Source organism: Phyllobacterium sp. 01N428 (assembly GCF_056399405.1).
The window spans coordinates 1,142,645-1,156,246 of sequence record NZ_JBFTRH010000001.1 but is presented as its reverse complement, the minus strand read 5'-3'; the positions used below and the strand labels follow the sequence as shown (position 1 = coordinate 1,156,246).

The 13,602-nt window shown below is 60.2% G+C and carries 11 protein-coding genes; 6 read left to right on the top strand and 5 right to left on the bottom strand.

Going from position 1 to position 13,602, the window contains the following annotated elements; translation table 11 throughout:
• The first annotated feature begins 599 nt into the window (after positions 1–599).
• From AC1DNI_RS05655 to AC1DNI_RS05635, 5 genes are all read left to right on the top strand, one after another.
• Positions 600–797 carry a hypothetical protein gene (locus tag AC1DNI_RS05655; RefSeq protein ID WP_027230164.1) on the top strand — a complete coding sequence of 66 codons (198 nt, stop codon included), beginning with the start codon at positions 600–602 and terminating at the stop codon, positions 795–797.
• A gap of 50 nt (positions 798–847) precedes the next feature.
• Entirely contained in the window at positions 848–1,102 is a 255-nt protein-coding gene (locus AC1DNI_RS05650) for a hypothetical protein (protein WP_091919562.1), read from the top strand.
• 325 nt (positions 1,103–1,427) lie between these two features.
• Positions 1,428–1,637 carry a cold-shock protein gene (locus AC1DNI_RS05645; RefSeq protein WP_027230165.1) on the top strand — a complete coding sequence of 70 codons (210 nt, stop codon included), beginning with the start codon at positions 1,428–1,430 and terminating at the stop codon, positions 1,635–1,637.
• 220 nt (positions 1,638–1,857) lie between these two features.
• The gene (locus AC1DNI_RS05640) at positions 1,858–3,111 is read left to right on the top strand and encodes a D-amino acid dehydrogenase (RefSeq protein ID WP_477691125.1); all 1,254 of its coding nucleotides are present in this window, start codon (positions 1,858–1,860) and stop codon (positions 3,109–3,111) included.
• 129 nt (positions 3,112–3,240) lie between these two features.
• A complete protein-coding gene (locus tag AC1DNI_RS05635) occupies positions 3,241–3,567 on the top strand; it encodes an RcnB family protein (protein WP_027230167.1) in 327 nt (108 codons plus the stop codon).
• 48 nt (positions 3,568–3,615) lie between these two features.
• Here AC1DNI_RS05635 and pbpC read toward each other — a convergent pair whose 3' ends face one another.
• The 3 genes from pbpC to AC1DNI_RS05620 form a co-directional block, all read right to left on the bottom strand.
• Positions 3,616–5,700 (bottom strand): penicillin-binding protein 1C, encoded by a 2,085-nt coding sequence (pbpC, locus tag AC1DNI_RS05630; RefSeq protein WP_477691124.1) that lies wholly within the window; start codon positions 5,698–5,700, stop codon positions 3,616–3,618.
• Positions 5,700–11,147 (bottom strand): alpha-2-macroglobulin family protein, encoded by a 5,448-nt coding sequence (locus tag AC1DNI_RS05625; protein ID WP_477691487.1) that lies wholly within the window; start codon positions 11,145–11,147, stop codon positions 5,700–5,702. The genes pbpC and AC1DNI_RS05625 overlap by 1 nt, the downstream gene beginning before the upstream one ends.
• 96 nt (positions 11,148–11,243) lie before the next feature.
• Complete coding sequence (locus AC1DNI_RS05620) at positions 11,244–12,140, bottom strand: LysR substrate-binding domain-containing protein (RefSeq protein ID WP_477691123.1); 897 nt, start codon at positions 12,138–12,140, stop codon at positions 11,244–11,246.
• A 95-nt stretch (positions 12,141–12,235) separates the two neighbouring features.
• Here AC1DNI_RS05620 and AC1DNI_RS05615 point away from each other — a divergent pair, with 95 nt between their 5' ends.
• On the top strand, positions 12,236–12,415 hold the full coding sequence (locus tag AC1DNI_RS05615) for a hypothetical protein (protein ID WP_477691122.1): 180 nt from the start codon (positions 12,236–12,238) through the stop codon (positions 12,413–12,415).
• Positions 12,416–12,419: 4 nt separating this feature from the next.
• On the opposite strand, the gene AC1DNI_RS05610 is transcribed toward AC1DNI_RS05615, so the two are convergent.
• Together AC1DNI_RS05610 and fdhD are read right to left on the bottom strand one after the other, a co-directional pair.
• Positions 12,420–12,668 (bottom strand): formate dehydrogenase subunit delta, encoded by a 249-nt coding sequence (locus tag AC1DNI_RS05610; protein ID WP_027230171.1) that lies wholly within the window; start codon positions 12,666–12,668, stop codon positions 12,420–12,422.
• A complete protein-coding gene (gene fdhD / locus AC1DNI_RS05605) occupies positions 12,661–13,602 on the bottom strand; it encodes a formate dehydrogenase accessory sulfurtransferase FdhD (protein ID WP_477691121.1) in 942 nt (313 codons plus the stop codon). Before fdhD ends, AC1DNI_RS05610 begins: the two co-directional genes overlap by 8 nt.

Below are 13,602 nucleotides of genomic sequence, written 5' to 3'. Positions count from 1 at the left end.
TGAATGTTCCGCCACGTTAATCCAAAGGGATTAGAGGCGGCCAATATGTGCAGCAGCGATCATATGTTAGTAGCGTTCCGTCGATCCTTCCGCCAGAATCCCACGCCGACACCCTCAACGAACTGCTGAACACGTTTTATTTGCAATTTCTGGTTGTATCTCATCATTGTACAACCGTAGTCGATGGATCCTTTATGCCAGAGCATGAGCACAGGCCGGTTTCCGTTGTCGGCCTTATACTTTTGTGTGCAGCTACCCTGATCTTCCTCGTGGTCATTTGGCTGGTTGGCAGCGCCTTTGCGCGGTCCGAACCGCATTTCACCCAGAGTGAAGCAGCTGGCGGCGGCGTGGTAATTGCGTCGTTGCGTTGACCAGCCGACATACCACTTCCTAAACTGATCAACAGAACGCTAAACGTGCGCGGTCGCGAACCAACCGCAACCGCGCAAGGGCATTTTGTTACGTATCTGGAGTAGCCGCAGCGCAACCGATCGGCCCGCCAAACCAATCCACCACCAAGGCTCCGCGCGAACAAAACAGGAACAAATTCCTTTTCATATAGGTCTGGTTGTGGCAATCTTGAGGAAAAGGAGATTCTGATGAACGCGATATCCCGGCAACCGGAGGATGAAATCGATGAAGCGTTGGCCTATCATCAGGGCGATGCTCGGGCGACGATTGCCGCGCTGCTTTCCGAACGCGAGTTCCTTCTGCGCGAGATCGAATACGCCTCGCTCGCCCTGTCTTATGGCTTTGCGCGTGGCTGGAAGCCAGGACGCCAGACCCCGGCGCGATAGACTTCAGCGGCGTCACGTGCGAAGCTTGTAGCAGAGTAAAGCGAGGCACGATGAAACATAGTCCTAAACAAATACCCGCGGTCGGCGTAAAGCCAAAACCGGTTCTAAGTCCTTCCGAGCAGAAGAATCTGGCGACAACGCTTGCCGCGACCGCCATTATCAACGATGAAACCGCAAAATGGGAAAACAAGACCGCGCGTCTCAAGGCCTTGCGCCTTGCAAAGGAAGCTGCGGAACAGACGGACGTTTCCACGCGTGCTCCTGCGACGAAATCAAAGACTGTGCGCAAGGCAAAGGCGAGATGATCCCGTTCTTAAAGTTCAATCCGGGTTCGCACGGACGGACGGCCGTTCTCCGTCCATTGAAGGCGGCGATAAATATTTTCAAATAGAAATGGGTATCTGAAGGACCGAGGCAATTCGTTATATTACACGCAAATATTTTATTGGGTTGTGGCATTGACGAAATAAAGCCTGGTGTTTATATAAGTCCCATCGGTATTTGGTAGTTTGTCAGTCCTTTTATTGCGCCACTAGGCGCTCTGAAAAAATCCTTCTTCAAAAATCGAGCTAAAAAACTGCTTGGCGCGTCGTGCCGAGGGTAGAAATATTTCCATTGAAAGGGTTCATCATGAGCACTGGAACAGTAAAGTGGTTCAATTCCACAAAGGGCTTCGGCTTCATTCAGCCGGATGATGGTTCGGCAGACGTGTTCGTTCACATCTCCGCAGTTGAGCGCGCAGGTATGCGCAGCCTCAACGACGGTCAGAAGATCAGCTTCCAGCTGGTCCGTGACAACAAGTCCGGCAAGATGACAGCTGATCAGCTGCAGGCTGCCTAAAGATAATTCGTCTCTGCGGTCTTTGACCACGGATGTACTGGCACTGGTTGCGAGATGAATTTGAGAAGGTCGGGTTTTCCCGGCCTTTTATTTTGCCCGGATTTTGTCATTCGGGAAAGCCAAGACATTTCATCGCATTGCAAAGAAATGTCTGGAAAGAAGCATCACGCCATATGACAGTGCGGCGGAAACGAATCCGCATTGAAGGAGTATTGCGGCGATGAAAGTTCTTGTTCTCGGCAGTGGCGTCGTCGGCGTCACATCGGCGTGGTATCTGGCGCAGGCGGGACATGACGTCGTAGTCGTCGATCGCCAGCCAGGGCCGGCCCTCGAAACAAGCTTTGCCAATGCAGGGGAAATTTCACCCGGCTACTCATCGCCATGGGCAGGTCCCGGCATTCCGATAAAGGCGATCAAGTGGATGCTGATGCATTTCGGGCCCCTGGTCGTGCGGCCAAAGTTCGATCCCTATATGGCGCTTTGGCTCATCCGCATGCTGCGTAACTGCACTTCGGCCCGCTATGCCCGCAACAAGGCGCGCATGGTGCCCATTGCCGAATATAGCCGCGACTGCCTGAAGGAGCTGCGCTCTGAAATCGGCATCGCCTATGACGAGCGCATGCAAGGCACGTTGCAGCTTTTCCGCACCCCGAAACAATATGAAGGAACGGCCGGCGACATTGAGGTGCTCAAGCAGTTCGGCGTTCCCTATGAACTTCTTGATCCCGCGGGCTGCATCGGTGCGGAACCTGCACTTGCCAATGTCAAAGGCAAGTTCGTCGGCGGCCTGCGTCTTCCCGGCGATGAAACCGGCGATTGCCAGATGTTCACCGACAAGCTGGCAAAGCTATGCGCCGAAAAAGGCGTTGCCTTTCGTTTCAACACCACCATCACATCGATAAACACATCCGGAAATCGCATCGCCAGCGTCTCGACGGAAACGGAGGAGTTCACTGCCGACGCCTATGTGGTGGCATTCGGAAGTTACTCGCCTTTCCTCTTGCGGCGTATAGGCGTCCATATCCCGGTCTACCCGATCAAGGGGTACTCCATCACGGCGCCAATTGCCGATCCCGATTCGGCACCGGTTTCGACGGTTATGGACGAAACCTACAAGGTCGCGATCACGCGCCTTGGTGATCGTATCCGCGCTGGCGGAACGGCTGAAATTTCCGGGTACGACCTGAGCCTTCGCGACGCGCGGCGGGCAACGCTGCATCATTCGGTGGGCGATCTCTTCCCCGGTGGCGGCGATCTTTCCAAGGCGACATTCTGGACCGGTCTGCGGCCGATGACACCGGATGGTCCGCCGATTATCGGAGCCAGCAAATATTCGAATCTTTACCTCAATACTGGACACGGCACGCTTGGCTGGACCATGGCCTGCGGTTCCGGGCGCGTCCTTGCCGATATCGTCTCTGGCAAATCGCCGGATGTCGACGCATCTCCGCTTGAAATCACGCGGTACGGCTAACCCATTTTAAACATTACAAATTGTTTAGATTGGCGTTCAGATTTCATTCATCTCGTCAGGACTAAACCAAGGGCGTCTCCCAAGACAACCTGTGGTTTAGTTCAGCCACGCAACAGACGAGGTAACACAATGAAAAAGATCGCTCTGGCAACACTTGCCCTATCGTTGCTGGCATCCCCAGCGGCTTTCGCCCAGCAGCAACATTCGCACCAGGGTTACCGCTACGGCCATCCGCAAAACGAAGTTGTCGTCAAGAAAACGGTGACCGTGAAAAGAAATCACTGGTCGCGGGGTAAGCAGCTTCCGCCGAGCTACCGCCGCCATGTCGTGCGTGATTACCATCGTTATCACCTGCGCACCCCACCGCGCGGTTATCAGTGGGTGAAGGCCGATAATGACTACGTCATGGTCAGCATCGCGACGGGTATCATTTCCGCGCTTGTCCAGGCTCGCTGAGCGTAGAAAATATTCGAAGGGCGGCGTTCAGACGCCGCCCTTTTCGATTCAATCAACAAAGACGCGAACGCTCGCTGCCCGTCCGGCTGCATCGATGACGGTGAGCGTCGAAAAACCCCCGCCATCCGGCAGCCATTGATTGACGCGGCGTCGCGACGTTTCCGGCAACGGCTTGCCATTCGCAAGCCAGCGGAACGGGGCGCGACCGCCTTGCAGCTTCAATGCCAGCGGCATGATTTCGCCGTCCGCCTTTGCACCGAGATCAACCCTTGCTCCTTCGGGCGGATAGACGATTTGCGGCGCCGGCTCCCGCGTCGATGCTGTGACGAGGCCGCTCGAAGTTACCGAGAATCGTCGCTGGCTGATCGGCAGTTGCGCCTGTGCGATGCGTGCTGCACCGGCAGGTGCTGGAGGCAGCGGTGTAATGGCGACGCCGGATTTGGCGAAGCCCTCAAAAAGGATCGGTGCTGCCGACCCGAAACCGGTGAGTCCCGGAACCGCGCCATTGTCGGGCCTGCCCACCCAGACGCCGAGCACATAATTGCCATCGAAACCCACCGACCAGGCATCACGGTAGCCGTAGCTGGTGCCCGTCTTGTAGGCGATGCCACGCTGGCCGGCACCGAGCGGAGGCATGACGCCCGAGAGGACGTCCGCGACGTTCCATGCCGCCACCGGCTCGAGCAGCGGTTCGGCCATGATTTGCCCAGGCTTGTCCTGAATGCCGTCGCCAAGACGGACGGGCCTGCCCCGGTTGGCAAGCCCTGCATAGAGCTGGACAAGATCCTTCAGGGTTATGCCGACGCCGCCGAGACCGATGGCAAGCCCGGGCGCTTCATTCGGCGGCAGGACCGGCCTGATTTCGGAGCGGCGAAAGCGCATCATCAGCCGCGCCGGGCCAACCGCATCGAGAAGGCGCACTGCTGGAACGTTGAGCGAGAGCTGCAACGCCTGCCTGATGCTCACATCGCCCTGATAGCTCATATCGAAATTGCGCGGGCGGTAGCCGAAGAAATCGGCCGGCCGGTCTTCGATAATCGTCTCCTGGCTGACGAGGCCGTCCTCAAAGGCGAGCCCGTAAATAAACGGCTTTAGCGTCGATCCGGGCGAGCGGTTGATGCGCGTCATGTCGATCCAGCCGGAACGGCTGGCATCGAAGTAACTGGCGGATCCGACCTCGCCGACAATCTCGCCGGTGCGCACATCCGCCATTACCATGGCAACGGACACTTTCGCCCCGAGCCGTGCAGCAAAGTCCTTCGCCACGCCTTCGAGCCCCTGCTGGACCGGCAGCCGCAGCGTGGTTACGTGCCGGAGCGTGTCCGGTTCCTTGCGCCTTGCGGCTTCGGCGAGATGGGCAGCATAGGCCGGCAGCTGCAATCTTTGCGCCGGGATCGATGCGAGTTCGGCTCGCTCCGCCTCTCCATCGCCGACGACCTTTTCAACCGCCATCCGGTGCAGGACGCGCGAACGTGCCGCCTCGGCCAGCGCAAGGTTGCGGTCTGGCCGGCGCCGTTCGGGCAATTGCGGCAGAGCGACGAGAAGCGCCGCTTGCGCCACAGTCAGGCGGCGCGGCTCCTTGCCGAAATATGCGAGGCTCGCCGCACGCACGCCTTCCAGATTGCCGCCATAGGGCGCGAGCGTCAGGTAAAGATCGAGTATCTCGGCCTTGCTGAGGCGTCGCTCGATCTGCAGCGCACGAACGAGTTGCTGCACCTTGGCGGTCAGCGAGCGCCCCTCTCTAGGCTCGATCAGCCTTGCCACCTGCATGGACAGTGTCGAAGCGCCCGATACAATGCGGCCATTGGCGACAAGTTGCACGGCAGCACGGGCGAGCGCGATGGGATCTATGCCGCGATGCTGCCAGAAGCGCTGGTCCTCATAGGCGATGAGCATCCGCACGAATTGCGGATCGACATCCGTGGCTTTTGTGCCCAGCCGCCAGTGCCCACCAGATGTTGCAAAGGCACGAAGCAACTGCCCCTCGGCGTCGAGGACCTCCGGGGAGATGTCGCGGGCTTTCTGCAAAGGCGGCGGATAAGCGCGATCGGCTGCATCAAGGCCAAACGCCAGCGTCGTAGCCAAAGCCAGGTTGGCCGCCATGCCGATGCACAGTTTGCGCCAGATCGACATTATTGTCCTGCGACGACCTCCATGCGGCCGGTGGCAGTGCGCGCCGAGAACTGCGGACGATACATGTCCTCTACGCTCGCTGCCGGATGATCATAGGTGCCGGGGGTTACGGCGCGCACCACATAGGCAAGCGTTATCTCACCATTGTCGCCGTTGGCGCGGTCGAAGGCCGCAACGAACCGATCGCTGCGAAATTCCGTATGGGCAGCTTCGACTTCGCCGATCCACTCGAAATTCGACAGGCTGGCGCTGTTGACGAGGCCGGGATTGTCGATCTCGAAGCCAGCCGGCAGAAGGTCGGTGATGAGGACGCGTGACGGCCAGCTATTGTTCTGGGTCACCTTCAGCACCACGACATAGCGCTCGTTCTGCTTGGCCTCGCTGACATTGGCCTCCTGGCCGTCGAGCGTGTAATAGGTGCGCTCGATGCCAAAGCCGTTGCCGCCCGCCGGCAACGGCTGCGCCGGCGACGCGAGGGTCGTCAGAACTGCGGAGACCGGTTCCGCCGATGTGTTGGTGATCGAGACGGGCTGGGCGAGGAGCTCGTCACCGCTCAGGCGCGCGACATAGCCGCCGGTCCGCGCCGTGCCGTTCACGTCAAGCTTCAAATCCTGATCGCCGCCCTGGATGGCACGCGCCGCCAGCAGCATCCACGTCTGTTCCTGCGTGCTCGTATAGGTCTTGCGCTCCCACTCGCTGGCGACGATCTTCGACAGTTGCGGAATGATCGGCGGGACCGGGCGGCTTTCCGCGGCAAGGGCAAGGACGGCCGCATCGTCGCGAAGCGATGAACCATAGTCGGAGCGCGCAAGGCTGACATTGGTAACGAGTGTGGACTGCTGCAATGCATCGGTGAAGATGCTTTGCGAACGCTGCGCATCGCCGTAGAGCGAGAGCGCGGCGGCGAGATGCGCCCGCGCGAGCGGCGTTGGGAACTCGGCAAGTTTCGTATCGGCATAATAGCGCAGGTCGCTGATGGCCGCCTTGCGGTTGCGCGCAAGCACGTAGAGCGCATAGGCGATCTCATTGCCCTTGTCCTTGACGCTCACGTCATAGCTCAGCGAATTCTGCAGGTTTTCCAGCGCCTGCACCAGCGCCTGTTCCGGCACCTCATATTTCTGTTCGCGGGCGCGGGTGAGGAAGTCGGTCACGTAGGCATCGAGCCACAAATCGCCCGAGCCGGGGCTCCACAGGCCGAAGCTGCCTGAAGATGACTGGTAGGACAGCACGCGGTAGATCGCGTCCTGGACGCGCTTTTGCACGTCCGTATCCTCGGCAATTCCCGACTGTTTAGCGAGTTCGCTCATGTAAAGCAGCGGCAATGCCCGGCTCGTCGTCTGCTCGGCGCAGCCATAGGGATAGCGATCCAGCGTCATCAACAGCGCCGGAATGTCGAAGGCAGCCGAACGCGTCACGTTAAGGCTGACCGAAGCCCCTTGCAGGATGCTGCCCGCCAGCAATTCGCCATCCACCTTCAGCGTGCTGTTCGGTGCGATCTTGATTGGCTTGCGTACCGTAAGCGGCAGCGTTGCCGCGCGTACCGGAACATTCAAGGATTGCTCGAGCGACAGGCCGGCCGCATTCGAAAGCTTCACCGAAACGATGCCGTCGCCCGGATGTTCGCCCTTTAGCGGCAGGGTAATGTCGAATTTGCCGCCGGCGGGCAGGTTGATGGTCTGCGAGGCGTTCGCCGCTTCGACACTGACGACCGGATTGGTCGTTACCTGCAGCTGATAATCGCCGGCCGGTGCGTCAGTGTTGGCGATGTCGAGCCGAAGCGACGACCTGTCGCCGGGCGCGAGGAACTTCGGCATGCTGGCCGTCACGACCACCGGATCACGTATGATCACGTCAGACGTGGCATGGCCTACCCCGGCCTTCGACCAGGCGACTGCCATGATACGTGCCGTGCCGTTGAACTGCGGTATGTCGAAGCTGACATTGGCCTTACCTTGCGGGTCGAGTTTGACCGGACCCGAGAAGAAGGCGACGAGCTTTTCGGTCGGCGGGCTCCCCTGCATCGGCATCTGCGCACCGTCGCCGCCGGTGCGCAGCTTGCCGGTCACGCCCTGCGAACCATCGATGAGGCGCCCGTAGAGATCGCGAATTTCGATGCCCAGCTCGCGCTGGCCGAAATACCAGGCGTCGGGGTTGGGGGCTTCGTAGCGCGTGAGATTGAGAATGCCGACATCGACGGCAGCGACGGTGACAAAGGCATTTTCATTTGCGCCTGCACCGGTGACCTGCAGCGCGATGTTGAGCGGTTTGCGGGGCTCCGTCTTTGGTAGGACGTCGAGCTTGACGGCAAGATTGCGATCGCCCGGATTGACCCCCAGCCATTTGACGCCGATGGCGCGCATCGGCATGTGGCTTTCCTGGTCGTTGCCGGGGTGGAACAGAGTTGCCGTGACATAGGCGCCGGCGCCCCAATCGGCAGTGACCGGAATTTCGACTTCGCCGCCTTCGGCAGGTATGTTGGCGCGCTTGGTGAGAAGGAGATTATCCGCGCCGACGGCGATGAGAAGTTCACCGGCAAAGCGCGGCGACACCTTGAGTTTCGCCGTTTCCCCGGGCGCATAGTTCGACTTGTCGAGCGCGATTTCGAGGCCGTCCGGCGTTTCGGTCGATGTTGCGGCGACATAGTAACCCGCGTCGAATTCGACGCTCGAGGTCGGTCCGTCCGCGGCGGTGGTTTCAACCTCGAGCCGGAAACGGCCCCAGGTGACGGGCACCGAAATCTCCGCGCCGTCGATTGTCGTGTTCACTTGTCCGCTCGCGACCTGCTTTGTCGAAAGAATCGGCTCGTATTTCCATGAATTGCCATCGCGATACCATTGATAGTTACGCTCGACGCTGACCAGTTTCCATTCGAGACCCTGCATCGCCTGTTTCTGGTTGTTCTGGTCGATGCCGATCACATGGAATTTCGCAACCGAGTTTTCCGGCAGATCGCCGGCAAATTCCGGCTTGATCCCGATCATCGGTCCTGACGGCTTGACGGGAAGCGTGAGCGTCCGCTCGACGGCGCGGCCGCCCGCCTCCTGCATACGCACGACAATGTCGGCATTGAGCAACTGCGTTGTCGAGGGTGCGTCGCTGATCAGGACATCGAAGGTGCCCTTGCCGGCATCGTCCAGCGGCTGCAGATCCTCCAGCGGAATACGTGAGTCCTCACTGACCTCTTCATCGGCAAGGCCGAAGGAATAGCCCTTGAAGTCGGCGCTTTCATGCGTCGGCTTCAGTGCGATCTCGCCTTCGAGATTGAGCCCCGCGGCCGGAGCGCCGTAGAGATAGCGCCCATCGACCTTGACCGGCGTCGGCTGGCCGATCTCGATCGATTTTGCATCGCTGGTCAGGTCGAATTCGACCCGGTCCGGCACGAAGTCCTCCACCAGAAACTGCTTTTCCGCGAGGGGCGATGCCTTTGGATCGGTAAAGATCTGCATGGTCCAGGTGCCACGCATGGAATTGGGCTGGAGCGCGAGATCGAGCGTATGGCCGCCGAGATTCGCTCCGTCGCTGACCATGCGGCGGTCTTCGACCCCGTCGGGGCGCTTGAAGATAAATGTAAGCGGCAGTTTTTCGATGGCGTTGGCGGCGTTGTCACGCGCCAACGCCGAGGCATGCACCGTCTCGCCGGCGCGATAGATGCCGCGTTCCGTCCAGGCCAATATGTCGATTGCGCCGGGGGCGGCGCGGCCTGTCACGCCGCGGTCGGAGAGGTCGAAGCCAGCGCGCGTCATGTCGAGGAACACGTAGTCGGCATCGCCGTTCTTGGCGGTGATTACGGCGGGCGCAGTGGCTGAGGTGCCGCGCATCAGCCCGGCAGTGAAGGTCGCCCTTCCCTCCGTGTCGGTCGTGGCCGTGCCGAGGATCTCGTTATTTTTGGCGAGAAGCTGCAATTCGACGCCGATAAGCGGCTGTGCTGTCGCCAGCGAACGGGCGAACACGTTGAGCCCGTCCGTACCGGCATAGGTCGTCAGACCGATGTCGGAGACGACGAACCACTGCGTTGCCTGCGCATCCCACTCCTCGGCTTTCGAATCCGGCGAAACTGCGGTCAGCACATAGACGCCCGGCTTGCGCTGGGGCAGGGCTTCATCGACCGGGAAGCTCGTGACGACGTCCTTGTTGAGCTCGGACTGAATGTCGATCGCGCCCTGCCATACAAGTTCACCCGATTCGTCCTGCAGGCGCTGCGCGTTGTAGCCGTCGAGCTGGGTCAGGAATTGCGAGCTTGTCATCAGCGGCGCAAGACCACGGTCGCCGATCCGGTAAAGCTTCAGATTGGCGCTCGCCGTGTTGACCGAAACGATAGGAATTCCGCGGCGAACGGTGCTCGGCAGGACGAAATTGTCACCGGTGAACCGCACCATGGCGGAGCGATCCTGGATGTAGAGGTCAAGATCGACGGGCGCCTCAAGCGCCTCGCCAACGGAGGACGGCAGACCGGGTCGCAGGGCGAGCTTGTAGCGCTGGCCGTGCTCCAGACCTTCCACGCAAATCTCGCTGCCGCTCGCCTCCATGGCTTTTGGCGGTGCCCCGTTGAGCGTGACGAACGGCGCGTAGTCCGTGCCCATCTTCACCAGAGGCTCGGAGAACTGCACGCAGGCGCGCGGCGTCGCGCTGTCCGCATCGATGGTATGGTTGACAACGCGGAAGCCTTGCCGGGCCTTCAAGTCTGCATAAGCAGCCGCCACTGTCTTGTCGTCGACGAGATCGAGGCTGGCCTTGTAGGCGCTGAGGGCAGCGCGATAATTCTCGGCGTTCTGCAGCGCTGCGGCGAGGGCGGCGAGCGCATCGGCACGGCTCGAAGCCGTGCGCGTCAGCTGGTAGCCGTTCAGCGCCGCCAGCGTGGCCTGGCCGGCAATATAGGTGTTCTTGTCGGCACGATTGGCAGCGCGAGCCGTCTCGATCCAGAGCGCGCTGTCATCAGGGCTCAACGCCAGAGCCGTCTTGAAGTTGTTCAGCGCATTTTCGAGATTGCCCGCAGCAAGTTCCCCCCGCGCGGCAGCCAGAATGCCATCGACGCCTTGCGCCTTCTGCGCGTCCGTCGCCGTCAGGCCCCCCTTGACCTGCCGCGCCTCCTGAACGAGCTGATCCGACAGGAATTGCAGCTTTGGCGGCGCTCCGATATCAGGTTCTGCCGCCGTTTCGACGACCTTTCCGGCAATCGATCCCGGCGCCGGCTTCAGCTCTTTGAAATCCGACTTGAGAAAGCACCACTTGGCCTTGGGGTTGTAGGTGAAAGCCTTGCAGGTGCGATCGGCGAGGCAAACAACCTCACATTGGTCTTGGGTAACATCCTGTTCCGTTCGAAGATCGAAACCGAAATAATCGCCGTCCTTGGTTACGACCACATCACGGTTCGTCTCTGCTGCCCCGGCTGGCGCGTAAGCTGCGAACATACTGAAAACCAAGAGAGAAAAGCCGAAAACAGCACGCATGGACATCAGGGCCTCCCAACGCTCAGGACCGGCAGATTCCGGCCCTCAATGTCGACGCTGGGCACTGTTCAAACTTCGCCGTAACTTGTCAACAGATCATACGGAAGCTGCAAGGCCCTCCTGTTGAATTTCGGTGCGGATCCAGCGCTGGAACTGCAGCATCTGTGGCGTCGGCTTGCCATTTTTCGGGGAAACCAGCCAATAGGCGATCGGCGACGGCACCCGGGCCGGAAACGGCGCGACGAGCCGTCCGTCGCCAAGGCTGTCCTCAACGAACAGGTCCCAGGCGAGCATGATGCCCTGGCCACTGATCGTCGCCTCCAGCGCGAGCCATGGATCGGAGAAGGTCGGCCCTTCAAACGGCAGCGGCCCTTGAAGGCCGGTCGCGACTTGCCATTCATCCCAACTGAACATCGGATTTTCATAACAGATGATGGGCTGGCGGAAGATGTCGGCTGGCGAAGTCAGGCGCGCGGCGAAGGCCCGCGTGCACACAGGGAACATGGATTGCGGCAGCAGGCGTTCCGTCGTGCCGTCGCGCCAGTCACCGCTGCCGAGCCTGATGGCGAGATCAATATCGGATCGGTTGAGATCGAGCAGCCCCGGAGACGGATCGATACGGATTTTTAAATCGGGGTAAGCAGCGCGCAACCGCCCGAGCCGCGGCACGAGCCATTTCGAGGCGAAAGTGGGCGCGACGGACAGGAGCAGTACCTGTTCGGTACTCTCGGCAAGCGCGACAGCCTGCGAGATTTGCTGAAAACCATCGGCAAGGCGCGGCAGCAGGCTGCGGCCGAAGCCCGTCGGCACCAGACCGGCCCGCGTACGCTCAAAGATCGCCTGGCCGATCTGTTCCTCCGTGCGGATCAATTGCTGGCTGACAGCACTAATCGAGACGCCGAGTTCATCGGCCGCTTTCGGTAATGAGCCGAGCCGCCCGATCGCTTCCACGGCTTTCAGTCCGTTCAAATGAAACCGGTTGAGATTTTTCATGTAGATTTTCTTCACGCCAATATCGGCAATCTTGATTGCACGTGCTGATTGCTCGGCCAATAATAGCGCAAATCTCGAGCTCAAGGAGATCGATTATGAAGATTTTCTTTTTGATGCGCACCTTCTGGCGGTCCGCTGTCGTAGAGCAGGAGCGCGGCGACGGCGAAATCCTCCACTGGCAACGGGATCCGTTATCGCATCCCGTTCTCGACGCGATGTGCCTCGACGAGTTGGCTGATTTGCCTTTCGACGCCCGCTCGGTGTGTCGCCAATAACAATTCAGGCGGCAACCGATCCAGGCTTGCGGATATGCTTGGCGGCGGCGATGACGAGATCGTCCAGGCCGTTGCCGTCCTTGTCGAGGATGGCGAAGAGCTGGGTGCGCATACGCGGCTCCCAGAAATGGTTGATATGCTCGGCGACGCCGACAATCGCCTCGTCCTTCGGCTGCGTGTGGAAGAAGCCCGCGATCTGATTGGCCATGTAGACCAGTTTCTGTTCGGTCGACTTGTGGCTTTCACTATCCATATTGCACCAATTGAACTGTCGGACTTTGAATAAGCGTGGATGCGGCGGAATCGGGATTGGCCTTTGCCGGGGCATTGGCCGCCGCCTCATCGGCCTTGGTCTTCACCTGCGTCAGTACATGCGGGACGCGTTCCGGCCGGGTGAAGACATCGAACTCTTCGCCCCGCACCAGCGCAACGAGCGTCATGCCGGCGGCTTCAGCCGTACGAACCGCCAGCGCAGTCGGGGCAGAGACGGCAATGAGCATCGAAGCGCCGATGATCGCGGTCTTCTGGACCATTTCGATCGAAACCCGGCTGGTGATGACAACCGCGCCGCTCTCGCCGTCAACACGGGCCCTGCAGAGCGCGCCAGCGAGCTTGTCGAGCGCATTATGCCGGCCAACATCCTCACGCACCGCGACGATGCCCTGCCCCGGCACATAGAAGCCTGCCGCGTGCACCGCACCGGTTTCGCCGTGGAGCGGTTGGCGCTTCGACAAGGAGGTCATGGCATCGGCGATCTCGTGCGGCGTCAGCGTCAGGCGCACCTTGTCCACCGACGCGACCGGCTTCAACGCCTGCTCGATCGATTCAATGCCGCACAGCCCGCAGCCGACCGGACCCGCCATGCGGCGACGACGGTCCGTCAATTCCTGCCCGGCTTCGGTCGCAAGACGCAGCTGGACATCGATGCCTTCATTATGTTCCTCGACGGCAATCTCGCTGATTTCGCCAAGCTGCGATACGATCCCTTCGGACAGGCTGAATCCAACGGCGAAATCCTCCATGTCGGCGGGTGTCGCCATCATGACCGCGTGGGTGGTGCCGTTATAGCTGAAGGCAATCGGCGTTTCCTCGGGCACAATCCGGCCTTCCACCGCATAGCTGTCATCCGCGCCTTTACGGCGACGGATGATGCGCGGGACGGAAAGCCGGGTCGGCCGCTCGCTCAT